The organism is Plantactinospora endophytica, assembly GCF_016862915.1.
Classification (GTDB): domain Bacteria; phylum Actinomycetota; class Actinomycetes; order Mycobacteriales; family Micromonosporaceae; genus Plantactinospora; species Plantactinospora endophytica.
Window position 1 is genome coordinate 89285 of the sequence record NZ_BONW01000008.1, and the last position, 23830, is coordinate 113114.

At 71.8% G+C, this 23830-nt stretch carries 23 protein-coding genes; 11 read left to right on the plus strand and 12 right to left on the minus strand.

Annotation, left to right across the window (positions count from 1 at the left end; translation table 11 throughout):
• Nucleotides 1-121 precede the first annotated feature (121 nt).
• The 8 genes from Pen02_RS09905 to Pen02_RS09945 form a co-directional block, all read right to left on the minus strand.
• Nucleotides 122-1390, minus strand: coding sequence for a sensor histidine kinase (locus tag Pen02_RS09905; RefSeq protein WP_239140392.1), 1269 nt, complete (start codon nt 1388-1390; stop codon nt 122-124).
• A 122-nt stretch (nt 1391-1512) separates the two neighbouring features.
• Nucleotides 1513-2193: a response regulator transcription factor gene (locus Pen02_RS09910; protein ID WP_203865645.1), complete on the minus strand. Its 681-nt coding sequence runs from the start codon at nt 2191-2193 to the stop codon at nt 1513-1515.
• 45 nt (nt 2194-2238) lie between these two features.
• Nucleotides 2239-3162 (minus strand): S1C family serine protease, encoded by a 924-nt coding sequence (locus Pen02_RS09915; protein WP_443678477.1) that lies wholly within the window; start codon nt 3160-3162, stop codon nt 2239-2241.
• Nucleotides 3163-3215: 53 nt separating this feature from the next.
• Nucleotides 3216-4175, minus strand: coding sequence for a VWA domain-containing protein (locus Pen02_RS09920; protein ID WP_203865647.1), 960 nt, complete (start codon nt 4173-4175; stop codon nt 3216-3218).
• 10 nt (nt 4176-4185) lie between these two features.
• Nucleotides 4186-5304 (minus strand): DUF58 domain-containing protein, encoded by a 1119-nt coding sequence (locus Pen02_RS41695; RefSeq protein ID WP_239140394.1) that lies wholly within the window; start codon nt 5302-5304, stop codon nt 4186-4188.
• Between the two features lie 88 nt (nt 5305-5392).
• Nucleotides 5393-6439, minus strand: a complete 1047-nt coding sequence (locus Pen02_RS09935; protein WP_239140436.1) for an AAA family ATPase — start codon at nt 6437-6439, stop codon at nt 5393-5395.
• Between the two features lie 85 nt (nt 6440-6524).
• The gene (locus Pen02_RS09940) at nt 6525-6749 is read right to left on the minus strand and encodes a hypothetical protein (RefSeq protein ID WP_203865649.1); all 225 of its coding nucleotides are present in this window, start codon (nt 6747-6749) and stop codon (nt 6525-6527) included.
• A 337-nt stretch (nt 6750-7086) separates the two neighbouring features.
• Nucleotides 7087-7578: a winged helix-turn-helix transcriptional regulator gene (locus Pen02_RS09945; RefSeq protein ID WP_239140397.1), complete on the minus strand. Its 492-nt coding sequence runs from the start codon at nt 7576-7578 to the stop codon at nt 7087-7089.
• A gap of 73 nt (nt 7579-7651) precedes the next feature.
• Here Pen02_RS09945 and Pen02_RS09950 point away from each other — a divergent pair, with 73 nt between their 5' ends.
• The 5 genes from Pen02_RS09950 to Pen02_RS09970 all read left to right on the plus strand — a co-directional run bounded on the left by Pen02_RS09950 (nt 7652) and on the right by Pen02_RS09970 (nt 12427).
• Complete coding sequence (locus Pen02_RS09950) at nt 7652-8239, plus strand: dihydrofolate reductase family protein (protein ID WP_239140398.1); 588 nt, start codon at nt 7652-7654, stop codon at nt 8237-8239.
• Entirely contained in the window at nt 8233-9048 is an 816-nt protein-coding gene (locus Pen02_RS09955; protein ID WP_203865652.1) for an MBL fold metallo-hydrolase, read from the plus strand. The genes Pen02_RS09950 and Pen02_RS09955 overlap by 7 nt, the downstream gene beginning before the upstream one ends.
• A gap of 151 nt (nt 9049-9199) precedes the next feature.
• Nucleotides 9200-10465: an alpha/beta hydrolase family protein gene (locus Pen02_RS09960; protein WP_203865653.1), complete on the plus strand. Its 1266-nt coding sequence runs from the start codon at nt 9200-9202 to the stop codon at nt 10463-10465.
• Between the two features lie 184 nt (nt 10466-10649).
• Nucleotides 10650-11261 carry a helix-turn-helix domain-containing protein gene (locus Pen02_RS09965; RefSeq protein WP_203865654.1) on the plus strand — a complete coding sequence of 204 codons (612 nt, stop codon included), beginning with the start codon at nt 10650-10652 and terminating at the stop codon, nt 11259-11261.
• A gap of 290 nt (nt 11262-11551) precedes the next feature.
• On the plus strand, nt 11552-12427 hold the full coding sequence (locus tag Pen02_RS09970; protein ID WP_203865655.1) for an endonuclease/exonuclease/phosphatase family protein: 876 nt from the start codon (nt 11552-11554) through the stop codon (nt 12425-12427).
• 19 nt (nt 12428-12446) lie between these two features.
• On the opposite strand, the gene Pen02_RS09975 is transcribed toward Pen02_RS09970, so the two are convergent.
• Nucleotides 12447-13043 (minus strand): TetR/AcrR family transcriptional regulator, encoded by a 597-nt coding sequence (locus tag Pen02_RS09975; RefSeq protein ID WP_203865656.1) that lies wholly within the window; start codon nt 13041-13043, stop codon nt 12447-12449.
• A 53-nt stretch (nt 13044-13096) separates the two neighbouring features.
• Between Pen02_RS09975 and Pen02_RS09980 the strand changes: the two genes are divergently transcribed.
• Complete coding sequence (locus Pen02_RS09980; protein ID WP_203865657.1) at nt 13097-13543, plus strand: SRPBCC family protein; 447 nt, start codon at nt 13097-13099, stop codon at nt 13541-13543.
• A 114-nt stretch (nt 13544-13657) separates the two neighbouring features.
• Here Pen02_RS09980 and Pen02_RS09985 read toward each other — a convergent pair whose 3' ends face one another.
• A complete protein-coding gene (locus tag Pen02_RS09985) occupies nt 13658-16702 on the minus strand; it encodes an AfsR/SARP family transcriptional regulator (RefSeq protein WP_203865658.1) in 3045 nt (1014 codons plus the stop codon).
• 343 nt (nt 16703-17045) lie between these two features.
• On the opposite strand from Pen02_RS09985, the gene htpG reads away from it, so the two are divergent.
• Together htpG and Pen02_RS09995 are read left to right on the plus strand one after the other, a co-directional pair.
• Entirely contained in the window at nt 17046-18959 is a 1914-nt protein-coding gene (htpG, locus tag Pen02_RS09990) for a molecular chaperone HtpG (protein WP_203865659.1), read from the plus strand.
• A gap of 179 nt (nt 18960-19138) precedes the next feature.
• Nucleotides 19139-20116, plus strand: coding sequence for a diacylglycerol/lipid kinase family protein (locus Pen02_RS09995; RefSeq protein WP_203865660.1), 978 nt, complete (start codon nt 19139-19141; stop codon nt 20114-20116).
• 76 nt (nt 20117-20192) lie between these two features.
• Here the strand turns inward: Pen02_RS09995 and Pen02_RS10000 are convergent, their stop codons facing one another.
• Complete coding sequence (locus Pen02_RS10000) at nt 20193-20948, minus strand: HAD family hydrolase (RefSeq protein WP_203865661.1); 756 nt, start codon at nt 20946-20948, stop codon at nt 20193-20195.
• Nucleotides 20949-21109: 161 nt separating this feature from the next.
• Between Pen02_RS10000 and smpB the strand changes: the two genes are divergently transcribed.
• On the plus strand, nt 21110-21658 hold the full coding sequence (smpB, locus tag Pen02_RS10005) for an SsrA-binding protein SmpB (protein ID WP_203865662.1): 549 nt from the start codon (nt 21110-21112) through the stop codon (nt 21656-21658).
• A gap of 94 nt (nt 21659-21752) precedes the next feature.
• Here the strand turns inward: smpB and Pen02_RS10010 are convergent, their stop codons facing one another.
• The gene (locus tag Pen02_RS10010) at nt 21753-22238 is read right to left on the minus strand and encodes an FBP domain-containing protein (protein ID WP_203865663.1); all 486 of its coding nucleotides are present in this window, start codon (nt 22236-22238) and stop codon (nt 21753-21755) included.
• Between the two features lie 60 nt (nt 22239-22298).
• On the opposite strand from Pen02_RS10010, the gene Pen02_RS10015 reads away from it, so the two are divergent.
• A complete protein-coding gene (locus Pen02_RS10015; protein ID WP_203865664.1) occupies nt 22299-22874 on the plus strand; it encodes a TetR/AcrR family transcriptional regulator in 576 nt (191 codons plus the stop codon).
• Nucleotides 22875-23021: 147 nt separating this feature from the next.
• Nucleotides 23022-23819: a class I SAM-dependent methyltransferase gene (locus Pen02_RS10020; RefSeq protein ID WP_203865665.1), complete on the plus strand. Its 798-nt coding sequence runs from the start codon at nt 23022-23024 to the stop codon at nt 23817-23819.
• Nucleotides 23820-23830 lie beyond the last annotated feature (11 nt).

Consider the following 23830-nt stretch of genomic DNA (forward strand, 5'->3'; position numbering starts at 1 on the left):
CGCCCGCGTCGGCGCTCGGTCGTACTCCGGCGTCCGGCCGACGTCTTCCGCGGTCGTGGTCACTCGCGGCCGTCGTTCTGCCCCCGGTCGTAGTCACTCGCGGCCGTGGTTCTGCCCCCGGTCAGTCGCCGATCGGGGAGTGTGCGGGCGGCTCGGCGTCGTCGGTACGGTCCGCCGCCGGCAACCACAGCACGAAGGTGCTGCCCCGGCCGACCGAGGAGAAGAGCGCCACCTGCCCGCCGTGCGACTCGGTGATCTGCCGGACGATCGCCAGCCCCAGCCCGGTACGCCGCTCGGCTCCCGTCGACTGGCTCGTCGGCCCGCGCCAGAACCGGTCGAAGACCCGGGACCGGTCGGCCGCGGCGATCCCTGGTCCCTCGTCGGCGACGCCGACCCACAACCAGCCGCCGATCCGGCCCGCCGCCACGGTCACCGTGCCGCCGGGCGGGGAGAGACGTACCGCGTTGGAGAGCAGGTTGCCGACCGCCCGGCGCAGCGCGTCGTGGTCTCCGATCAGCAGCAGGTCGGGCCGGACGTCGTACCCGACGTTCACCTGGCGGGCGGCGGCGACCGCGGTGAACTCCTCGCCCGCCTCCCGGGCGATCGCGTCGAGCAGCACGTCGGTGTCGGCGAGTGCGTCGGACCGACGGCGTGCGGTGGCCAACAGGTCCTCGACCAGCCGGGACATCCGGGTGGTGGCCCGGTCGATCACCGCGACCGCCCGGGTCCGTTCCGCGTCGGTGGCCTCGGTGGTGTCGAGCAGCGAGGCGTCCAGGTTGGCCCGGATGATCGCCAACGGACTGCGCAGCTCGTGCGACGCGTCGTCGACCAGTTGCCGTTGGGTCCGGAACGCCTCCTCCAGCCGGTCCAGCATCGAGTCGATGGTGTCGCCGAGTTCGCGCAGCTCGTCCCGGGCACCGGCCAGCCGGATCCGTCGGGACAGGTCGGTCGCCTGGATCTCCCGGGCGGTACGCGCGATCGCGCCGACCGGGCGCAGCGCCCGCCCGGAGAGCACCCAGCCGATGCCGAGACTGGCGACGAAGAGACCGGCCAGCGCGATCAGCGAGTAGTTGCGCAGGGTTTCCAGGGTACGGAAGTTGACCTCCGACTCGATCTCGTCCACCTCGGCCACCGTCAGCGTCCCGACCGTCCGGCCGTGCTTCACCACGTCCGCCTGGTACTGGTTGGTGATCGGCTTCGGGTTGGTGCTGTACTGCACCGCCAGGTAGGTCACGGCCAGCCCGGCACCGGCCAGCGCGAAGAGCAGCGTGGAGTAGAGCACGGTGAGCCGGAACCGGATCGACTGCACGAACGGCAGCCACCGCCGAGGCCGCCAGCCCCGCGCCGCCACCCCGGCACCGGCCGAGGTCACGTCCCCGGTGACCGTCACGTCAATGGTCGACCTCCCGCCATCGGCAGACGTCGAGCCACGGGCAGACGTCGAGCCACGGGCAGACGTCGAGCCACGGGCAGACGTCGAGCCACGGGCGGACGTCGAGTCACCGGCCGGCATCACGCCGCCTCCCGCAGCCGGTAGCCGCGTCCCACCACGGTCTCGATCGCCTCGCCGCCGAGCTTGCGACGCAGCGTGCCGACCGTGACCCGGACGGTCTGGGTGAACGGATCGGCGTTGGCGTCCCAGACGTGCTCCAACAACTCCTCCGCCGAGACCACGTGACCGGGTCGGGTCATCAGGTATTCCAGCACCCCGAACTCCTTCGGGGTCAGGTGCAGCCGGGTGCCGTCCCGACTCGCCTCGTGCCGGGCCGCGTCGAGCTGGAACGGGCCGACCCGGAGCACCGCCGTACCGCCACCGGCGTCCCGGCGCAGCAGTGCGCGTACCCGGGCCAGCAGTTCGGCCAGCGCGAACGGTTTCACCAGGTAGTCGTCGGCGCCCTCGTCGAGCCCGCGTACCCGGTCGTGCAGCGCGCCCCGCGCGGTGAGCATCAGCACCCGCAGGTCGACGCCGCCCTCGACGGGTACCTCCCCGCGCCGGATCGCGTGGCAGACCGCGAAACCGTCGCCGTCCGGGAGGTTGACGTCGAGCAGCATCAGGTCGTACGCGTTGACCGCCAACCGTTCGTACGCCTGGGCGGCGTCGGTGGCGACGTCCACCGCGTACCCCGCGCGGACCAGGCCGAGCCGCACCGCGTCGGCCAGGTCCTCCTCGTCCTCCACCACAAGCAACCGCATGATCCGACCTCCCGCACGGCCACCGACCGGCCGCGAACTCCGACGCTAGCCGCCGTTCCTGATGATCCGCTCGGCCGCCCGCTGGGCCCGGTCGATCGGGATCGCGAAGCCGATGCCGATGTTGCCGCTGCCGTCCAGGGTGGCGATCGCGGTGTTGACCCCGACCACCTCGCCCCGGGCGTTCACCAGCGGACCGCCGGAGTTGCCCGGGTTGATCGAGGCGTCGGTCTGGATCGCGGTCTGCCGCGCGCCGCCGTTCCCGAGCCGTACCTCCCGGTCCAGCGCGCTGACGATGCCGGCGGTGACGGTGCCGGAGAGTCCCAGCGGGGAGCCGACCGCGAGTACCGGCTCACCGACCCGGACGTCCCCGGCGGCGATCCGCAGTGGCCGCAGCGCTCCGGACGACGTTCCGGGCGAGGCTCCAGGCGACGTTCCGGGCGAGGTGACCCGGAGCACCGCGATGTCGCTGCCCGGATCGCGGCCGACCACCTCGGCGGGCCGGCGCCGGCCGTCCTGGCCGACGACGCTCACCTCCGTGCTGCCGGACACCACGTGGCTGTTGGTGATGACGTGCCGTCCGTCGACGGCGAAGCCGGACCCGCCGGCCCGGCCGGCGCGTACCGACACCACTCCCGGCAGCGCGGTGGCGGCGGCGCCGACCAGGCCGTCCGGCACCGCGCCGCCGCTCGGCCCCGGCACCGGCGTCAGCGGCGTCGCCGGTGGGGGAGCGGCCAGCTCGGGAGCCGGCCCGTCCGCCGCGACGTAGCCGCCGGCCAGCGCCCCCGAGGCCGCCGAGAGCGCCATCACCGCGAGCCCGGCCAGCAGCGTCCGCCGCCACCGCGCCGCACCGGCCGCCGGCTTCCCATCGGGTACGCCCACCGGCGTTCCCGGCGCCGGCCACGCGCCCAGCGTCGGGGAGACGAAACCCGGTCCCCGGGGCCGGCCCAGCCCCGGCGGTGCCGCCGTCACCTCTGCGTGCTCCATCTCCCCGTCACTCCCTCCATTGTGGAAATCCGTGCCCGTCAGGGAATCCGGGCGAACCAGAACATCGACGCGGCGGCGGCGAGCAGCGCCAGCACCAGGCCGATCCCGATGAACCGGGCCGAGACGTCCTGCCGTTCCGTCGTGTACCCGACCGAGCTGCCGATGTCGGCGTAGATTGCCCGCAACTCGTCACTGCTGCCCGCCTCGTGGTACCCGCCGCCGGTCTGCTCGGCGACCATCCGCAGCGTCTCGCCGTCCACCGGTACGGTCATCGGCCGGTTGCCCTGCTCGATCACCCCGTCCGGGGTGCCGAACGCGATGGCGTCGACCGGAACTCCGGCGCCGAGGGCGTCGGCCGCCGCGTCCTCCGGGTCGCTGCCGGAGGTGTTCGCCCCGTCGGAGAGCAGCACCACCCGGGCCGGCGGCGGATCCTCGGCCGCCTCGCCGTCCAGGGTGGCGATCGTCTCCAGCGCGGTGGCGATGGCGTCCCCGATCGCCGTACCCTGCTGCCCGGTGCCGCCCTCGGCCAGCCGTTCGATGCCGGCGTCCAGCAGTTGCCGGTCGGTGCCCGGCGGCACGAAGACCGAGGCGTTGCCGGCGAAGGCGACCAGCCCGACGTTGAACTCCTCGGGCAGCCCGTCGACGAACTCCCGGGCCGCCGCCTTGGCCGAACTGAGCCGGTCCGGCGGTACGTCGTCGGCGAGCATCGACAGCGACACGTCCACCGCGATCACCACGGTGGCCCGCTCGCGCGGCACGCGTACCTCGTCGCTGGGGCGGGCGAAGCCGACCACCAGCAGCCCGAGCATGCCCAGGAACAGGCTCGCCGGCACGTGCCGCCGCCAGCCCGGCCGGCTCGGTGCCAGCCGGTCCAGCAGACGCAGGTTGGTGAAGCGGACGGCGTAGCGGCTGCGGCGGCGCTGCACCACCAGGTACGCCACGGCCAGCGCCGCGACACCGACCAGCAGCCACAGCCGGTCCGGACTCTCCAGGGTCATCGTTGCTCCTTCACGCCGCCCCGCCGCCCGGGCCGGGGGTACGGGCCGCCGCCGCGAGGCGGCGCTGGGCGTACACGTGCCGGACGATGTCGGTCACCCAGTCCCGGTCGGTACGCAGCGCCAGGTGTGCGGCGCCGGCCCGGCGCAGTGCCGCCCGGACTGCCGCGCGTTGCCGGAGCGCGGCGGCGGCGTACCGTTCACGCAGCCGCCGGCTGCCGGTGGAGACCTCGCGGCGCCGCCCGCTCTCCGGGTCGACCAGCGTGATCAGCCCGACGTCCGGCAGTTCCAGTTCGCGCGGGTCGGTCACCTCGACCGCGAGCACCTGGTGCCGGACGGCGAGCCGGCGCAACTCGCCCTCCCACTCCGGCCGTTGCTCCCACGCCGGCCGCTCGTCCCGCTCCTGCCTCTCCTCGGCGGCGTTCCGCTCGGCCTGTCCTGCCCGCCCTGACTGTCCCGCTCGCCCTGCCCGCCCTGGCTGTCCCGACCGGCCGGCCGCCGGGGGCCGGTCCGGCGGGTCGCCGACCGAGTCCGGCAGTCCGTCCAGCCAGTCGGAGACGACCACCACCAGGCCCCGGCGGGTCGCCGCGCGGTGCAGGCCGGCGAGCGCCTCGGCCAGCGCCGGGGGTCGGGACCCGGCCGCACCGCGCGGCGCGGCCAGCAGGGTGTGCAACAGCCCGAGCAGATGCTCCCGACCGGTACGCGCCGGAAACCGCCGGATCCCGTCCGCGCCGAGCAGGTGCCCGCCGAGCCGGTTGCCGAAGTTCGCCGTCAGATAGCCGATCGCCGCCGTGGCGGCCACCGCGAGTTCCCGTTTCTCCAGTTCGGCGGTGCCGAAGTCCATGCTCGGGGTCGAGTCGACCAGCAGCCAGGTGGTCAGTTCCCGGTCGGCGTCCACCTCCCGGACGTGCGGCACCCCGGTACGCGCCGTCACCGCCCAGTCCATCCGGCGCACCTCGTCCTCGCCGGGCCGGTACTCCCGACTGCCGGTCAGCTCGCTGCCGGCGCCCGGCAGCAGGCCGAGGTGTTGGCCGTGCAGCAGCCCGTCGAGCCGCCGGGTGATCGCCAGTTCCAGCCGGCGCAGCCGGCGGTGCGGCGCGAGGTGGTGCACGGTGGCGTGTCCCTCGTTCATCCGCTGCGCCTCCCGATCCTCCGGTCCGTCCGGCGCGGCGGACGGCGGGACCCGTGCCCACCGCCCCGCCCGCCGGGTCGGCGCCGCCTCACGCCGCCCGCTCCGTCCGGTACGTCTGCTCGTTCGGGTGCGCCTGCTCGTCCTGGCGTCTCTGCTCCCGCTGGTGCGGGGCGATCTGCGGTGGCGGTACCGCGCCGACCAGCCGGCGTACCACCGACTCGGCCGTGATCCCGTCGGCGACCGCGTCGAAGGAGAGCACCAGCCGGTGCGCCAACACGTCGACGGCCAACTCGGTGACGTCGTCCGGCAGCACGTACTCGCGCCCCCGTAGCAGGGCCAGTGCCCGGGCGGCGGCGACCAGCCCGAGGGTGGCCCGGGGACTCGCCCCGTACGCGAGCCGCGCCGAGAGGTTGCCCGCGCCGAACCGGTCCGGATGCCGGGTCGCCACCACCAGCCGCACCACGTACTCCGCGACGGCGTGGTGCACGAACACCCCACGGGCCCGCTCCTGGAGGGCGCGCAGCCGGGCCGGGTCGAGCACCGGACGCGGCTCCGGCCGGCTGGTGCCCATCCGGTAGAGGATGCCCAGTTCCTCCTCGTCGGTGGGGTAGTCGACGATGACCTTGAGCAGGAAGCGGTCGCGTTGTGCCTCCGGGAGTTGGTACACCCCTTCGGACTCGATCGGGTTCTGGGTGGCCAGCACCAGGAACGGCGCCGGTACCGGATAACTCCGCCCGCCGATCGACACCTGCCGCTCGGCCATCGCCTCCAGCAGCGCCGACTGCACCTTCGCCGGTGCCCGGTTGATCTCGTCGGCCAGCACCAGGTTCGCCATCACCGGACCCAGTTCCACGTCGAAACTCTCCGCCGACGCCCGGTAGATCCGGGTACCGACGATGTCCGACGGCACCAGGTCCGGAGTGAACTGGATCCGGGAGAAGTCCCCACCCACCGCCGTCGCCAGGGTCTGCGCGGCCAGGGTCTTCGCCACCCCCGGTACGCCTTCGAGCAGGCAGTGCCCGTCGGCCAGCAACGCGGTGAAGAGCCGCTCCACCAACCTGTCCTGCCCGACGATCACCCGCTTGACCTCGAACAGGGCCTGTTCGAGCGCGACGTGCGGTGCCTCGGCCGCCATCTGCGGCGGCTCCGGCGTGACGTGCGGTGGTGCCGGTGTGAGGTGCGGCTCCGGCCCGGCTGCGGTGACGCTCATCGGCGATACCTCACAGGCCGGCTTCGGCGGGCGTGCTCGCGCCGCCGTTCTTCTCGGGGCAGTCCTTCGACACGTCGGCCGTACTGCCGAAGACGTTGCCGTTGTTCTCGGTGACGATCCGTACGGTCTTCTCCGAGTCGGCCGGGTCGTCGGCGTACGCCGCCGTGGCGAAGCCGACGGCCGCGACGGCCGCAGCACCGGCAAGGGTCAGCCCGGCGATCCGCTTGATCCGCATGATCTGTGGTTCCTTCCGTCGAGACTGTCGGGACTGTTGTCCGGAGCGGGCACCCGGGCCGGAGTGGAGTGGCGACCCGGGCGCCCGCAGGAGCCCATGACATCAGGACGGACCGAAAGAGAGCCGAAGGCCGGAACGGCTCAGGGGCGGCTCGGGGAACGTTCGAGGTATCGACGGATGACGGAGGTACCGACGGATGACGGGTCGAGGTATCGGCAGCTGACGGGTCGAGGTACCGACGGATGACGAGGCGTCAGGTCTTCGAGGGCAGCCATCCGAGGAGGTGCACGGCTGGTGGGCGGGCGTCGCTGTTCGGCTGGTCCGGCACCGGCCGTGGCTAGTCGCGCCGTTCCTGCTCGGCGGTGTAGGCGGCGCTCAGGCGTTCGAGGGGGCTCGGGCCGTCGTGGGGCTTCGGTGGTGCGTCGAGGTGGCGTACCCGGAGTTCGTCCATGAGTTCCTCGACGAACGCCGGGCCCGCGTCGCGCATGACCTGCTGCCGGATCCGGAGTTCCTCGGTGCCCGGGCGCCAGTCGAGGCCCCAGTTGCCGAGCGCGTAGAGGATCGGAAGGGTCCGGATGCCGGCTTCGGTGAGGCTGTAGCGGGCGCGCTGCCCTCGCGCCGCCGTGCCGCGGGTGAGGATCCCCGCCTCGACGAGCCGCACGAGGCGGTCGGAGAGGATGTTCGAGGCGATGCCCTCGATCGACCCGGTGAGCAGCGCCCGGAAGTATCGGCGGTCGCCGAAGATCACGTCGCGGAGCACGAGTAGCGCCCAGCGGTCTCCGAGCACCTCGATGGTCGCGTTGATCGGACACCCGGACCGTGGTTCCACGACTCCTCCTTGACAGGTACTTGGCCCCCAATATAGTAGTTGCAAATTGCAACCACTAGGGGGAGGAGGGATGATGGGCCGCTTCCTGTACTGGATGAACGTGTCCCTCGACCTTCGGATAGAGCAAGTTCCCGGAGACAACGGCGCCGGCGAGTGGCTACGCATCGACGAGGAGCTGCACCGAGAGTTCAACGCGCGGGCGCGAAGACTCGCGGGCATGGTCCAGGGCCGGGTCATCTACGAGACGATGGAGGAGTACTGGCCACGGGCGCGCGAGGACACGTCGCTGCCGGACTTCATGCGCGAGTACGGCGAGATCTGGACCTCCGCGCCCAAGGTGCTCGTCTCCCGCACCCGCCACAGCGCCGATCACGGCACCCGGATCGTCGGTGGGGACGACGCGATCGAGCAACTGGCCGCCCTCAGGGCCGAGACCGACGGCACCCTCGGTGTGGGCGGCGCGGCGCTCGCCACGCAGCTGCTCCGGGCGGGGCTGCTCGACGAACTGCTGCTCTTCACCCACCCGGCGATCCTCGGCTTCGGCCGGCCGCTGTTCGACGACTGGGACATGCCGATCGACCTCGACCTGATCGAGCAGCGATCGTTCGAGCAGGGGGTCACGATGCACCACTACGCCATCCGGAAGGCAAGCTCGTGCTGAGGCAGGTCGCGGACGGCGTGCTGGTCCACCAGAGCGAGTTCCTCCAGAGCAACACCGTCGTCGTGCAGGGCCCCGCCGGCGTGCTGCTCGTCGACCCCGGGTTGCAGGACCACGAACTGGCCTGCCTCGCGAACGACCTCTCCGCCTCGGGCCGGACCGTCGTGGCGGGCTTCTCGACGCATCCGCACTGGGATCACCTGCTCTGGCACGCACAGCTCGGCGAAGCGCCCCGCTACGGCACGGCCCGCTGCGTGGCCGCCGTCCGGGAACAACTGTCCGACCCGGACGCGAAGACCCAGGTCACCGAACACCTGGCCGAGACGGAGATCGCCGGGCAGGTCGCGCTGGACCTGTACGGCCTCGTCACCGCCCTGCCCGCCGGGGCGACGCGGATCCCCTGGGACGGCCCCGGGGTCCGGATCATCGAGCATCGAGCACATGCGCCGGGCCATGCGGCGCTGTTCGTCGAGGAACGCGGGCTGCTCGTCGCCGGCGACATGCTCTCCGACGTCCTGGTCCCGATGCTCGACCTGCACGGCGCCGCCGACCCGATCGAGGACTACCTCGCGGCGTTGCGGCTGCTGGAGGGCGTGGCGGCCGACGTCGACGTCGTCGTTCCCGGCCACGGGTCGGTCGGCGGAGCCGGTCAGGTGCACGAGCGGATCGAGCGGGACCGGGCGTACGTGCTCGCCCTGCGGGACGGCCGCGAGCCCGACGACCCGCGGATCGGCCCCTCGGCCAAGCCCGGCTGGGAGTGGGTGAGCGATGTGCACCACGGTCAGGTCCAGAGGCTGGCCGCTGGTGACTGAGTGGGTCGACGGTTGACCGGTGCGCGGCGCTGCCGTGTCCGGTCGCCGGACCGACCCTGGTTTCCGGCGACCCGCCCCTGAGATTTCTCCGGGTCCCGCTGGCCACCTTCGACAGATGTGCGCCGGTCCGCTGGCGGGCGAGGCTGCGGGTATGCAGATTCCCTCTCGACGCTGGCTGCTCGCTGGGCTGGTCGCGCTGCTGGTGGTCTCGGCGCCGGCCGCCGCACCGGCCGCGTCAGCCCGGACCGAGCCGCCCGCACCCGCACTACGGCTCACCCTGCCCGAACCGACCGGGCCGTACCCGGTCGGCAGCACCGAACTGCACCTGGTCGACGCCGGCCGCCCCGATCCGTGGGTGGCCGGCCGACCGAGAGAACTGATGGTCAGCGTCTGGTACCCGGCGTCGACCGCGCACGGCGGGCAGCCGACGCCGTACCTGCCACCACTGGCCGCGCGAGCGTTCGCCGAGCGCACCGACGCGCAGCTCGGGCTGGCCACCGGCCAGGTCGACTGGGCCGGGACCACCACGCACGCCCGCACCGGTGTGCCGGTACGTCCCCGGCTCGGCGGCCACCCCGTCGTCGTCTTCTCGCCCGGCGGTGCCGTACCCCGGGCGCACGGCACCATGCTGGCGACCGACCTGGCCAGCCGGGGGTACGTGGTGGTGACGATCGACCACACCTACGAGACGCCGGAGGTGGAGTTTCCCGGCGGGCGGGTCGAGGCGCAGCAGCTTCCCGACATCGACCCCACCGAACTCAACCACCGGATGATCGAGACCCGGGTCCGGGACAGCCGGTTCGTCCTCGACCAGCTCGCCGTGCTCGCCCGGGGCGGTAACCCGGACGCCGGTCACCGGCGGCTGCCGGCCGGCCTCGGTGCGGGGATCGACCTGTCCCGGGTCGGGATGTTCGGCCACTCCGCCGGGGGCTTCACGAGTGCCGAAACGATGCTGGTGGACCGCCGACTGGACGCCGGGGTGAACATGGACGGCAGCCTGGCGTACAGCTTCTCGGCGAACGACTTCGGTGACGTGGTGGACCAGGGGCTGGACCGGCCGTTCCTGCTGATGGGGGCGGGACAGAGTTCTGGTACACCCCACACCCACCAGCACGCCCGGGACTGGGCGGGCTTCTGGGCGAACTCCACAGGCTGGAAGCTCGACCTCTACGTGGCCGAGGGCGAGCACTTCACCTTCACCGACCACCAGGCACTGCTGCCGCAGCTCGCCGAGGCGTTCCCGCTGCCGCCCGGCCTGGTCGAAAGCTCGATCGGTACCGTCGACCCGGACCGGATCGTCGGGTCGCTGAAGGCGTACCTCGGCGCCTTTTTCGACCAGCACCTACGCGGACAGCCGCAGCCGCTGCTCCGCGACCCGTCGCCCCGGCATCCCGACGTCGCGTTCGTTCGTCCCTGACCCCCACGCCGTGACGGCCCGTCCGCCGGCCGGTACCGGCCGGCGGACGGGTGCTCGGGCCTCGGATCCGAACAGGTCGATGAAAGAGGTTGCCGGTGGGTGCCAACATCACCGGCCGGAGGCGAGCCGCAGATCCGGACTTCTGCGAACGATCCGAGGCCGGCCAGCGCGTTACGCTCTGGCAATGACGTTCGCCGGGCGCACATTGAGTCCTGCCGTTGTCGAGGCGTTGAGGTACTGGCCCGGCGTCGTGCACGAGGTCACGCCGGCACCCGTGGACCTCGCGGTTCTGCCACCCTTCTTCGACGAGCTGCTTGCCGAACTGCCGTGGTGGAATCGCGCGTGGCGGATCACCCAGGTGGAGCCCGCCTACCCACGCGAGACTCCGTGGAACGAGGGCAGACAGGGAGTTGTCGAGGTGTCCGTGCCAGGAACGGCAAGCTGCGGTGTGGCGGACACCCTGCCGTTCTCGGCCCGGGTGCGGTTCGAACATGACCGGATGATCCGGTTTCAAGCGAAGCTCGGTGACGTGGTTGTCGGTCCGAGCATCGCCGCTACGGGGCAGCCCGAACCGCATCCGTTCGGGATTGTCTTCAGCAGGCTGATGGACCTGCGCGGAATCTCCGTCCGGGAGATGGCCAGGGGGAGCTTCCGGTCGTACTCGACGATCAGGGCACTCCGCAGTGGACACTTCAATCCGCACCGGGACGTGCTCGCTTATGTTCCCGAGGTCCTGAAGATGTCCGCAGAGGATCTTGCCGCTATCGCCGGACTCGATCCGGAAGACACCCGATGAGTTGGCATGCCATCCGCCGACGCACCACTGACACACCGCTGCCTGCCCGCCCCTGTCCCGAGCCGGCATCCGGAGGTGCCGACGCGCGCACCGGCCCGGCCGAAGTCCGTCACGCTTCGTAACTAACCGGCTGTGCCGCCCTCCGTGGCCGCCCGTCTGCTTCCGACGGCGGCCACGCCACGGCGGGGGTCTGTCGATCTTCCGTTCCCCGTTGTTCGGTGTCGCGTCGACTCGAATCGTTAGCCTGCGCTGGCCGCCACCGACGGCGGGTTTCGTGCGGAGGGATGTCGATGCGTAAGACAACACACTGGTCGGCCCGTGCCCTGGGCGCTCTCGCGGGCGCCGTCGCGCTGGTGACGGCCCTGCTGCCGGCCAATCCGGCGGCTGCGGCGAACGTGACCTTTAGGGCGGCGACGCTGAACATCTACAACGGGCTGAGCCAGGCCGACTTCGTGTCCGACCTGAACCTGATCGCGTCCAGGGCGGACCTCGTCGGTCTCAACGAGGTCGGCAACCGCAAGGCTTTCCTGGAGAGCTGGGCCGCCGCCAACGGCTGGTGGTTGTACGCGCCGGGCGGGACCAACCAGGCCGGCGAGGCGCTGATCGCCAGGAAGAGCATGTTCGACGTACTCGACAAGGGCTCGATCTTCGTGTGTGACACCAACGGTCCGGGCGAGGTGCCGCCCGCGCGGTACAACAACTGGGTCAAGTACCGGCACAAGGCCAGTGGTCGCAACGTGACACAGATCAACGCCCACGCGGTGGCCAGCATCGAGACCGCCGGTCGGCCGGAGGATCTGCCGCGCACCAGGTGCGCCGAGGCGCAGTTCCAGGGCCTCAAGGACCTGGCGGTCGACAAGCAGGACGAGGGCCAGGTCATCGTCAGCGGTGATCTCAACGTCGACTTCAGCGCCGACCGGAGCTATGGGTACGCGAAGTTCCCGTGGCAGGTCTTCGAGGCCAACGAACTGCCGAACCTGCGCTCCAACTACAACCTCTACGGCGAGAAGGGCACCGGTACGCACGGGAACCGGCACATCGACTACGTCTACTTCTGGAAGCGGCTGCCGGAGTACCAGCTCATGTGGATGACCGGCTACGACATCGTCGGCGGCACCCGGTCCGACCACAACGGCGTCGTCGCCACGTTCTCGATCCAGAACTGACGCGCTCGCCGTCCGCCGGCTACGAGTCCGCTCCGTTCCGTGGCCCGGGCAGGCCCGGCAGGCCCGCCTCGTAGCCGGCGGCGAAGGCTTCCAGAGCCGCGTCGGTGCCGGCCCGGTCACCGGTGGCGAGCAGGTCGAGCAGCAGCCCTCGGATCACCGCGAGCCCGAGCCGGGCATGCGTCCGGGCCACTTCGGCCGGTACGCCCCGGCGGGCGGCCAGCTCGACGTTGAGGTCGAGCCAACTCTCCACCACCCCCTCCAGCAGCGCGGTGGTGCCCGGATAGCCCTGCACCGCCTGGCCGTACAGCTCGAAGAAGAGCCGCTCGTACGGCCACAGCGCCGGGTCGGCCAGCCGTCGCCACATGCCCCGGATCGCGTCCGCCGGCTGGACGGCCGGGTCGATCTCCATCGTGGACAGTGCGGACCGCTGTCGGCTCTCGATCTCCCGGACCACCTCGACGAGCAGCCCTTCCTTCGACCCGAAGTGGTAGATCAGCATCCGGTGGCTGGTGCCGACGTCGGCCGCCAGCCGGCGCAGGCTCAGCGCGCTGACGCCCTGTTCGGCCATCCGGTCGACGACGCGGGCCAGCAGGTGTTCCCGTGCTTCACCAGGCATGTACCATACGGTACATGTACCACTTGGTACACGAGTGGAGGAGGGGCCGGGACATGACGCGGAAAGAGATCGACGTGCGGGTGCACACCACGGCCAGCCCGGCCGTGGTCTACGCGTTGCTGGTCGACGGGGCCGGCTGGCCCGGCTGGTCGCCGCTCGGCTCCTTCGCGCTGGAGCGTCCCGGGGCCGACGAGCCGGAGGGCGTGGGCGCGATCCGGGTCTTCCGGACCGGCCGGACCACCAGCCGGGAGCGGGTCGCCGAGCGGGTGCCCGACCGCCGGTTCAGCTACGAACTCCTCTCCGGGCTGCCGCTGCGGGACTACCGGGCCGACGTCGACCTCACCCCGGACGGCGGCGGCACCCTGATCCGCTGGCACTCCACCTTCTCCGCCAGGGTGCCCGGCACCGGCTGGCTCTACCGCCATGCACTCGGCCGGTTCATCCGGCAGGTCGCCACGGGTCTCGCCACCCACGCCGCCACCGCCACCCACCCGGCCTGACCCCGACCGCCGCCACCGGCCGGCACCACCGGCCCGAGCCAGGTCCGCCGGCACGCCGGCCTGAAGGCAGGTCCGCCGGCACCGCTGGCCCGAGGGCAGGTCCCCGGCACCGGCTCAGCGGCAGGTGCCCTGTACCGGTATCTCGGGCATCAGCGCGGCCACCCGCTCGGCCGCCGGCTCGTTGTCGATCTGCCGGAACAGGTCGTACCCGGCCGACCAGACCGACACGGCGGCGACGTCGTCGTTGACGCTGGCGTACGCGTGCCCGAGCACGGTCAGCGCCCGCGCCCGGAGGAAGTGGAACCGCGAATCACCGAGCAGTTGCAGCACCCGGCGCAGCAACGCCACCGCCCGGCGCGGCCGACCGTCGATCAACTCGAGTTCACCGAGCCCGGCCAACGAGATCGCCTCGCCGAACGCCAGCCCGTCGGCCTGACTGCGGGCCAGTGCCGCCGCCAGGGTGTGCCGGGCGGACGGATGACCGAGTACGGCGTAGAGCGCACCCAGCCGGGCCAGCGCGTACGTCTCCTGGACCTGGTCGCCGATCTCCCGGGCGACCGCCACCGCCTGCCGCAGGTACGCCTGCCCCGGCTCCGGCCGGTCGAGTTCCCCGTAGGTCAGCCCGAGCAGCGTCAGCGCCGTGCTCTCGTCCCGCCGGGCACCCATTCGCCGGGCGAGGTCGAGATAGCGCTGGCCGAGTTCCCGGGTGGCCTCGTCGCGGCCCTGTTCCCGGCTGATGATGGCCCGCTGGGCCAGCGCGTGGCACTCGCCGAGTTGGTAACCGGCGGCCACGGAGATCGACATCGCCTCGGCGAGCAGCGGTTCCGCCTCCCGGTGCCGACCGGTCACCCGGTAGACGTCGGCGCAGAGCCACAGCGCGTCCGCCACCCCTCGCGGCTCGTCGACCAGCCGGAAGATCCCCAACGCCGCCTCGGCCGCGTCGAACTTGTCCCGCAGGTCGGCGCCGGGCCGCGAGGTCCACAGGTCGGCGAGGTTGCGCAGCAGCACCGCCTCGCCGCGCCGTTCACCCGCCCGACGGCAGGCCCGCAGCGCCGTCTGGTGGATCCGCCGCGCCTCGTCGTGCATGCCGCGCAGCTCGTAGAAGGGCTGCGTCGTCGCGGCCAGGTTCCAGGCGAGGTCCGCGAGGCCGAGCGTGGCAGCCTGCTGGATCGAGGCGCTCATCGCCGGTCGTTCCCGGTCGAACCAGCCGACCGGGTCGGGCACCGACCCCACCGGAGCCGCCGGCTGCCAGCGACGGGCGGGACCGGTGATCTGCGCCAGGGTACGGGTCGGCAGCCCGGCACCGACCGCTTCCGCCCGGATCAGCCAGGCACCGAACGCCCGTTCCAGCGCGTCGCGTCGTACCTGCGCGGACTCCTCGTCGGCGGCCCGCTCCCGGGCGAACAGCCGGACGAGGTCGTGCATCGCGTACCGGGGCTCGCCGTCGGACGGGTCGTGCAGCTCCAGCAGGCACGCGTCGACCAGCGACTCCAGCAGGCTCTCCGCCCGGCCCGGCGGCACGTCGAGCATCGCCGCGCCGGTCCAGGCCGGCACGTCGGGCGCGTCCAGCAGGCTCAACAGCCGCAGCATCCGGCGGGCCGGCTCGGCCAGGGCGCGGTAGCTGAGCGCCAGACTCGCCCGTACCTCCAGGTCGTCGGTGGCGAGTTCGTCGAGCCGGCCGAGTTCGTCGCGGAGCCGTTCGGCGAGCTGCCCGAGGCGCCAGTGCGGTCGGGCGGCGAGCCGGGCCGCCGCGATGCGTACCGCGAGGGGCAGGTATCCGCAGAGCCGGACGATCTCCGCCACCGCGGCGGGTTCGGTGCCGGCCCGACCCGGCCCGACGACCCGTTCGAGCAGCCGGATCGCCTCGTCCGGTGCGAAGGTCGCCAGCGCCAGGTGACCGGCACCGTCCAGGCCGGTGAGCCGCTGCCGGCTGGTCACGATGACCGCGCCGGGCGCGCCGCCGGGCAGCAGCGGCCGGACCTGCGCGGCGGACCGGGCATCGTCGAGTACGACCAGCAGCCGCCGGTCGTGCACCGCGTCCCGGAACTGGCTGGCACGTTCCTCGAGGCTGTCGCTGTGCAGGCTGTCGGGCAGGCCGAGCACCCGCAGGAAACGCCCGAGCACCGTGAACGGTTCGGCGGCGTCCGGCCAGCTTCCCCGCAGATCGGCGTAGAGCTGCCCGTCCGGGTACTCCGGACGCAGCCGGTGTGCGACGTGCCAGGCCAGGCTGGACTTGCCGACGCCGGCCGGCCCGGAGAGCGCGACGACCCGCAGTCGGTCGGCCGGCCCGGTGAGGCCGGCCTCCAGCGATCCGACGGCCTCGCTCCGGCCGGTGAAGTCGGCGACCGTCGGCGGTAGCTGGTGCGGCCGGGGCGGCGCCGGTACGGCCGGGGCGGGCTCCGGGCCGCCGCCGGCCGGACTGGCCAGGTCCGGATCGGTGTGCAGCATCCGCAGGTGCAGTTGGCGCAGTTCGGGGCGGGGGTCGACGCCCAGGGTGTCGGCCAGCCGGTGCCGGAGCCGGGAGTAGTGGTCCAGGGCGTCCGCCTGCCGCCCGCTGCGGTACAGCGCGAGCATGAGCTGCCCGGCGAGGCGCTCGTCCAGCGGATGCTCGCCGGCCCGTCGGGTCAGCTCCGGCAGCAGCGTCGCGTGCCGGCCCTGGCGCAGCGCGATGTCGCAGCGGTCGAGTTCGGCCGCGAACCGCTCCTGCCCCAGCGCGGTACGCAGTGCGCTCAGCCACGGCGTCTCCAGGTGTGCGAACGCCTCGCCCCGCCACAGCCCGAGCGCCTCGTCGAACAGGGTCAGCGCCCGGGCGTCGTCCGAGGTGCTCCGGGCCTGCCGGACCAGTCCCCGGAACCGGTGCAGGTCGACGGTCTCCGGCTCGATCGTCAGCCGGTAGCCGGCCGGCCGGCGGAGCACCGTCACGTCCCCGGCCGGGGCGAGGTGCTGGCGCAGCCGGGAAAGATAGCTGTAGAGGGTCTCCCGGGCCCGCTGCGGCCGGCGGTCGCCCCAGACCCGGTCCAGCAGTTGGTCGACCGAGACGAGTTCGTTCGCCTCGACGAGGAGCGCGACCAGGACGCAGCACTGCCGTGCCGGACCCATCTCGATCCGGTGCCCGTCGAGGCGTACGTCGAGCTCGCCGAGCAGCCGAAACTCCAGCACCGTCCGCGAACCTCCACCAGGTCGGGGTAACCCTGGCCGCTACCCGGGTCGGCGACCGGTTCAAGGATCACACAACGGCCGGCCGCCCCCGATTCGCCGGTGCGGGTTCCCAGATGGCAGCGGCGTGGCCGCGCCGCCACCACCTGGGCGGCCGGTGGTCGGAGCAGGGCGGGCCGGCCCGGCTCGTGGTGAGCCGGACCGACCGGCCGGAGTACGGGTGTACGTGGTCGCCGTGCCGGGGTCATTTAGTATGGCGCCGGCTATCCGGAGCGTATCCCGGGAGGGGCCAGGATCACCGGCGTCGTTCCGTTGTCGGCGGAGTGGGTATTTCGTGGAGGGTCACATGAGCACCGGGACCGAGACTTTCGAGTTCCAGGCCGAGGCGCGTCAACTGCTACAGCTGATGGTCCATTCGATCTATTCGAACAAGGACATCTTCCTGCGGGAACTCATCTCCAACGCCTCCGACGCGCTCGACAAACTCAAGCTGGCGGCGTTCACCGACAAGGATCTGACGGTCGACACGTCCGACCTGCACATCGCGATCGAGGTCGACCGCGAGGCGCGTACCCTCACCGTGCGGGACAACGGGATCGGGATGTCCCGGGACGAGGTGATCATCCTCATCGGCACCATCGCCAAGTCCGGCACGGCGGAACTCCTGGAAAAGATCAGGGAGTCCAAGGACGCGGCCGGCTCGCAGGACCTGATCGGACAGTTCGGGGTCGGCTTCTACTCCAGCTTCATGGTCGCCGACAGGGTCACCCTGCTCACCCGGCGGGCGGGCGAGTCCACCGCCACCCGCTGGGAATCCGACGGCGGAGCCACCTACGCGGTGGAAACCGTCGACGACGCGCCGCAGGGCACCTCGGTCACCGTGCACCTCCGCCCGGAGGACAAGGAGGACCAGCTCTTCGACTACACGGCCGAGTGGAAGATCCGGGAGATCGTCAAGCGCTACTCGGACTTCATCGCCTGGCCGATCCGGATGGCGGTCGAGCGGACCGACAACGACGGTGTCACGACCACCGAGTCCGAGACGCTCAACTCGATGAAGGCGCTCTGGGCGCGGTCGAAGGACGACGTCAAGGAGGACGAGTACAAGGAGTTCTACCGGCACCTTAGCCACGACTGGACCGACCCGCTGGAGACCATCCACATGCGGGCCGAGGGGACCTTCGAGTACGAGACGCTGCTCTTCATCCCGTCGCACGCCCCGTACGACCTGTTCATGCGGGGTGCGAAGCGCGGCGTGCAGCTCTACGTCAAGCGGGTCTTCATCATGGACGACTGCCAGGAACTCATGCCGGAGTACCTGCGCTTCGTCAAGGGCGTGGTGGACGCCCAGGACCTGTCGTTGAACATCTCCCGGGAGATCCTCCAGAAGGACCGGCACATCCAGTTGATGCGCCGCCGACTGGTCAAGAAGGTGCTCTCCACGGTCAAGGAGATGCAGGCGGGCGACGCCGAGCGGTACCGGACCTTCTGGACGGAGTTCGGCAAGGCCGTCAAGGAGGGCCTGCTCGACGACTTCGACAACCAGAGCACCATCCTGGAGATCTCCTCCTTCGCCTCGACCGCCGACCCGGAGCAGTTGACCACCCTCGCCCAGTACGTCGAGCGGATGAAGGAGGGACAGACCGACATCTACTACTCCACCGGCGAGTCCCGCACCATGATCGAGAACTCGCCGCACATGGAGGCGTTCCGGGCCAAGGGCTACGAGGTACTGCTGCTCACCGACCCGATCGACGAGATGTGGGTCTCCTCGGTGCCGAACTTCGACGGGAAGACGTTCCAGTCGATCGCAAAGGGTCAGGTCGACCTCGACACCGACGAGGAGAAGGAGAACGCCGGCCCGGAGCGCGAGCAGCAGGAGAAGGACTTCGCCGACCTGCTCGGCTGGCTGACCGGCCAACTCGGGGAGAACGTCAAGGAGGTACGGCTGTCGTCCCGGCTCACCACCTCGCCGGCCTGCATCGTCGGCGATTCCCAGGACATGACCCCGACCCTGGAGAAGATGTACCGGGCGATGGGGCAGGAGGTGCCGGCGGTGAAGCGGATCCTGGAGCTGAACCCGACACACCCGCTGGTGACCGGGCTGCGCGAGGCACACGGGAAGCGCAGCGATGATCCGGCGGTCGCCGAGACCGCCGAACTGCTGTACGGGATGGCGCTGCTCGCCGAGGGCGGCGAACTCGGCGACCCGGCCCGGTTCACCCGACTGCTCGCCGAGCGCCTCGCCCGTACCCTCTGAAACCCGACATCCGGTCCGAACCCGGCCGGCGGCAGCGGGCGACCCGGCGTCAGTTCCGGGCCGCCCGCGCCCGGCGTTGCGGTCGGCGTCCGGCATGGCGGTCCGGACCGGGTACGGCGGTTTCCGGGCCCCTCTGAGTCGGGCATGGCGGGCCGGACGGCTGGGTAAGGACCAGCCCCATGAGCAGTACGCTGACCGCCCCGCCCGCCGCCGCCCCGACATCCGACCCGGCCGTGGCCCCGGCCCGGGTGGGCCGGGTCGCGGTCGTCGCGCACCGGAAGAAGTCCCTCGGCGGCGGGCTCGACGAACTCCGCTCCCGGCTGCGCGGCGCCGGGATCGAGGACCTGCTCTGGTACGAGGTGCCGAAGAGCCGCAAGGCGCCGAAGAAGGTGCGCAAGGCGCTCGACAAGGGTGCCGAACTGGTCTTCGTCTGGGGCGGGGACGGCATGGTGCAGCGCTGCTCCGACGCGCTCGCCGGCTCCGACGCGGCGCTCGCCATCCTGCCCGCCGGTACCGCGAACCTGCTCGCCACCAACCTCGGCATCCCGGAGGACCTGGCCGACGCGGTACGGATCGGGCTGACCGGGCCACGTCGGCGGATCGACCTCGGACGGCTCGGCGGTGAGCACTTCGCGGTGATGGCCGGCGCCGGCTTCGACGGAGAACTGATCCGCGACGCGGACCGCGACCTGAAGGACCGACTGGGCCGGCTGGCGTACGTCTGGACCGGGCTGCGGCACGTCCGGAGCGAGTCCACCGGGATGCGGATCCGAGTGGACGGCGCGGACTGGTTCGACGGCGAGGCGAGCTGCGTACTCTTCGGCAACGTCGGCACGATCACCGGCGGCATTCCCGCCTTCGACGACGCCCGTCCCGACGACGGCTGCCTGGAGGTCGGAGTGGCGACCGCCAGCGGCGTACTCGACTGGGCCCGTACCCTCGGTCGGATGGCCGTCGGGCGGTCGGACTCCTCGCCGTTCGTCCGGATCACCCGGGGGCGCAAGATCAGCGTCCGGTTCGCCGAGCCGATGAGGTACGAGCTGGACGGTGGCGCCCGCGAACGGGTCAACCGGCTGAAGGCCCGGGTCGCGCCGGGCGCGCTGACGGTCTGCGTACCCGACGACCCGGAGGTCCGGGTAGCCGGGACCGCGGACTGACCCAGGCGGTGCCGCCGCCCTCCCCGGCCGCCGGAGGGTGCCGTCGGCCACCCGGTGCACCGGCAGCGCCGACGGGTTATCCGGTTACCGGGGTGGAGCCGGCGAGCTGGCCGTCGTCGGCCTGTTCGATGCGCAGCCGGTTGGGCAGGTCGAGGATCGAGCCGAGCCGCCGGGCGTCGGGCACCGCGCTCCGGTGCTCCGGGTCGATCAGGTACGCCGTCATGCCCGCCTGTTCCGGGCCGACGAAGTCGGGCTGGTAGGTGTCGCCGACGAAGACCGCCGACTCGGCGTCGATGCCGAGCAGGTCCAGGGCGGCGGCGTAGATCCGGGGGTGCGGCTTGCGCCAGCCCAGCTCGACGGAGGTGACGACGGCGTCGAAGTAGGGCCGCAGCCCCATCGCCGTGAGGTGGTTGGGGACCAGGTCCGGCTGGTGCGTGTTGGTCACCACCGCCAGCCGGTGGTCGCGGTGCAGGTCGCGGACCAGTTCGGCGACGCCGGTGGGGTAGCGGACCCCGGTGTTCCACTCCCGGATGTATTCGGTGACGAACGCGTCGACCTCGTCGGCCGCCGGTCGCCGGTCGAGGACGTCGGCGAGGAACGCCGTACCGACCTCGGTCATCGAGAACTCGGAGTCGTCCCGGTCGCTGCGCCGGTCGAACGCGGTCATCGTCCCGCTGATGGCGGTCAGGAAGTCGGCGTAGTCCAGGTCGGCGCCGAGCCCTCGGAGCAGCTCGTGCGAGCCGGCGTAGCCCTGCTCGGTGCGGCTCGCCGAATAGTCGACGAGGGTGCCGAAGAAGTCGAAGAGGATGTGCGTGCGGCCGGCGGATTGCATCACGACATCATCTCCCGACCACTGTCGCCGGGATTCCTCGGTCGTCGCCAACGCGATCCGTCCGGCTGGCGCAAACGAGATCCTTCCGGCCGCCGGTGGCGCGGGAAATCGATCGGCGGGGACCTGACCTCCGCGTATAGTCTGGCTGCCCGGCGGGCGCAGTGGCCCGGCCGGGGTCGGGTCGAGTCGAGTTCGGGGAGGTCGTCGCGTCCAGGGAAGGCGAGCGCCGGCTCATCGCCTCGAACAAGAAGGCCCGGCACGAGTACGCGATCCTCAAGACGTACGAGGCGGGTCTCGTGCTGCGCGGCACCGAGGTCAAGTCGCTGCGTTCCGGCCACGCGTCACTGGTCAACGCGTTCGCCCAGGAGCGGGACGGCGAGCTGTGGCTCTACGGGCTGCACATCGCCGAGTACGCGTACGGGACGTGGACGAACCACCAGCCGAAGCGGATGCGGAAGCTGCTGCTCCGCCGAGTGGAGATCAACAAGATCCTCGACCGGATCCACGATCCCGGCCTGACGCTGGTGCCGTTGTCGCTGTACTTCGCGGACGGTTGGGCAAAGGTCGAGCTGGGCATCGCGCGCGGCAAGCGGTCGTTCGACAAGCGGCAGGCGATGGCGGAGCGGGACGCCAACCGGGAGATAGCCCGGGAGTTGGGCCGGCACCTCAAGGGCATGCCCCGGCGCCCTCGGCCGACCGGCCGCTCCTGACCTGACCTGACCAGACCGACCGACCTGCCTCGCTCGACGTTCACCCACCGTCGCCCTGGCCGGCAAGGTCGGCGCGCTCGCAGTCGGCGTGTGGTTATCCGACGACCCTGGCCAGGAGGGCGGCCAGGCTGACCGTGGTGCGGTCGATCTTCTCCGCGAGCGTGATGGTCTCGTCGAGACGGCGCCCGGCGTCCTTCTTCCCCCGAAGGTAGAGCGAGCAGGCCAGATCGGCACAGATGTACGCCCCCACGGAGTTGCCCTGCCGGCCGTCCCGACCGGCCTTGCGCGCGGTCATCAACGAGACGCCGTCTCCGGTGTGGGTGGTCAGGCACAGCGAACACATGCTGCGGCGGACCCGTCCGGTCTGCGGCGCGACCCGCAGCGCGACGCCGAGGAGTCCCGGGCCGGGCTCGGCGACCAGGTAGGCCCGCTCGTCGGCGCCGGGGTCCCGCCATCCGAAGAAGTCGAGGTCGGCCCAGGGGCGCTCGTCCAGATCGCGAGGCACGGCGAGGCGCTTCGCCTCGCCCTTCGTGCAGTTGACGAACGAGGCGCGGATGACCGACTCGGTTAGGGGTAGCATAGGAACCAGCCTAGCTCTCCTAGGCAACCGGATAACTTCTCTAGGTGTGGGATGGGTGGTATGACACGTGCCGGGCTGACCGCCGAGCGCCTGACCCTGGCGGCGGCGGAACTGGCCGACGAGGCCGGCCTCGAAAACGTGACCGTCTCCGCGCTGGCCCGCCGCTTCGGGGTCAAGGACGCGAGTCTCTACTCCCACCTCAGGAACGCCCGTGACCTGCGGGTTCGGCTGGCGACGCTGGCCCTGACGGAACTCGCCGACCGGGCCGCCGCCGCACTCGCCGGTCGCGCGGGCCGGGACGCGCTGGTGGCCTTCGCCGACGCCTACCGGGACTATGCGGGCCAACACCCGGGCCGGTACGCCGCGGCACAGTTGGACCTCGATCCGGAGACGGAGACGGCAGCCGCGGACGCGGCCCGCCGGCACGCGGAGATGACCCGGGCGATCCTGCGCGGCTACCGGCTCCCCGAGCCCGACCAGACCGATGCGGTACGCATGCTGCACGGCGCCTTCCACGGTTACGTGTCGCTGGAGCGGATGGGCGGGTTCCGGCACCACCCGCGCCCGGCGGACGCCTCCTGGTCCCGGATGCTGGACGCCCTGGACGCCGTGCTCCGGAACTGGCCGCCACAGTGAGCCGCCGAGAACGGTGATCTCGACGCCGAGGCAGTGCGGGATGGCCGGCAGTCCGGGCCACCCTGCGGGCCCGAGACCCCGCCGATCCGTGCTCCGCACGGTTCCGGGACCTCCGGTCCTGCCGAGCTTGGCGGGTAATGTCCCACCGTGACCGACATCGATCGTGAACTCCTGCGTGCCACGTTCGGCCAGGACGCGGATCTCTACGACCGGGCACGCCCCGGCTATCCGGACCAGATGTTCGCCGACCTGGTCGCGCTGGCCGGGCTGGGTCCGCAGTCCCGCGTGCTGGAGATCGGCTGCGGCACCGGACAGGCCACCCGGCCGCTCGCGCGGCTCGGTTGCACCGTCGTCGCCGTCGAACTCAGCGCGGAGATGGCCGCCGTCGCCAGACGCCACCTCCGCGACTTCCCGAACGTCACCGTCGAGGTGGCCGCGTTCGAGGAGTGGACACCGCCCCTCACCCCCTTCGACCTCGTCGTCTCGGCGACCGCGTTCCACTGGATCGACCCGGACGTCCGGGTCGGCAAATCGGCGGACGTGCTGCGTCTCGGGGGAACCCTGGCCCTGATCCACTCCGAGCATGTCGCCGGTGGCACGGAACGGTTCTTCGTCGACGCCCAGGGCTGCTACGAACGCTTCGACCCGAGGACGCCTCCGGGGCTGCGCCAGACACCCGCCGCCGACATCCCCGACGATCCGAGCGAGTTCGACCGCTCCGGTCGCTTCGGCCCCGCCCGGTTCCGCCGCTACGAATGGGAGCAGACCTATTCCACCCGCGCCTACCTCGACCTGCTCATGACCTATTCCGGCACCCGCTCGCTGCCGCGACCGGCACGCGAAGGGCTGCTCGAATGCCTCGCCGGTCTCGTCGACCGGGACCACGACGGCCAGGTCAGCAAGCGGTATCTCACCCGGCTGACCCTCGGGCAAAAGACAGCCTGACCGCGACCGGT

Bases quoted from the DNA above. Each gene is read 5' to 3' on its own strand.
- Pen02_RS09910 (WP_203865645.1), bottom strand. From the start codon at position 2,193: ATGCGGTTGCTTGTGGTGGAGGACGAGGAGGACCTGGCCGACGCGGTG.
- Pen02_RS09920 (WP_203865647.1), bottom strand. From the start codon at position 4,175: ATGACCCTGGAGAGTCCGGACCGGCTGTGGCTGCTGGTCGGTGTCGCG.
- Pen02_RS41695 (WP_239140394.1), bottom strand. From the start codon at position 5,304: ATGAACGAGGGACACGCCACCGTGCACCACCTCGCGCCGCACCGCCGG.
- Pen02_RS09935 (WP_239140436.1), bottom strand. From the start codon at position 6,439: ATGGCGGCCGAGGCACCGCACGTCGCGCTCGAACAGGCCCTGTTCGAG.
- Pen02_RS09940 (WP_203865649.1), bottom strand. From the start codon at position 6,749: ATGCGGATCAAGCGGATCGCCGGGCTGACCCTTGCCGGTGCTGCGGCC.
- Pen02_RS09950 (WP_239140398.1), top strand. From the start codon at position 7,652: ATGGGCCGCTTCCTGTACTGGATGAACGTGTCCCTCGACCTTCGGATA.
- Pen02_RS09960 (WP_203865653.1), top strand. From the start codon at position 9,200: ATGCAGATTCCCTCTCGACGCTGGCTGCTCGCTGGGCTGGTCGCGCTG.
- Pen02_RS09965 (WP_203865654.1), top strand. From the start codon at position 10,650: ATGACGTTCGCCGGGCGCACATTGAGTCCTGCCGTTGTCGAGGCGTTG.
- Pen02_RS09970 (WP_203865655.1), top strand. From the start codon at position 11,552: ATGCGTAAGACAACACACTGGTCGGCCCGTGCCCTGGGCGCTCTCGCG.
- Pen02_RS09975 (WP_203865656.1), bottom strand. From the start codon at position 13,043: ATGCCTGGTGAAGCACGGGAACACCTGCTGGCCCGCGTCGTCGACCGG.
- Pen02_RS09980 (WP_203865657.1), top strand. From the start codon at position 13,097: ATGACGCGGAAAGAGATCGACGTGCGGGTGCACACCACGGCCAGCCCG.
- htpG (WP_203865659.1), top strand. From the start codon at position 17,046: ATGAGCACCGGGACCGAGACTTTCGAGTTCCAGGCCGAGGCGCGTCAA.
- Pen02_RS09995 (WP_203865660.1), top strand. From the start codon at position 19,139: ATGAGCAGTACGCTGACCGCCCCGCCCGCCGCCGCCCCGACATCCGAC.
- Pen02_RS10000 (WP_203865661.1), bottom strand. From the start codon at position 20,948: ATGCAATCCGCCGGCCGCACGCACATCCTCTTCGACTTCTTCGGCACC.
- Pen02_RS10010 (WP_203865663.1), bottom strand. From the start codon at position 22,238: ATGCTACCCCTAACCGAGTCGGTCATCCGCGCCTCGTTCGTCAACTGC.
- Pen02_RS10015 (WP_203865664.1), top strand. From the start codon at position 22,299: ATGACACGTGCCGGGCTGACCGCCGAGCGCCTGACCCTGGCGGCGGCG.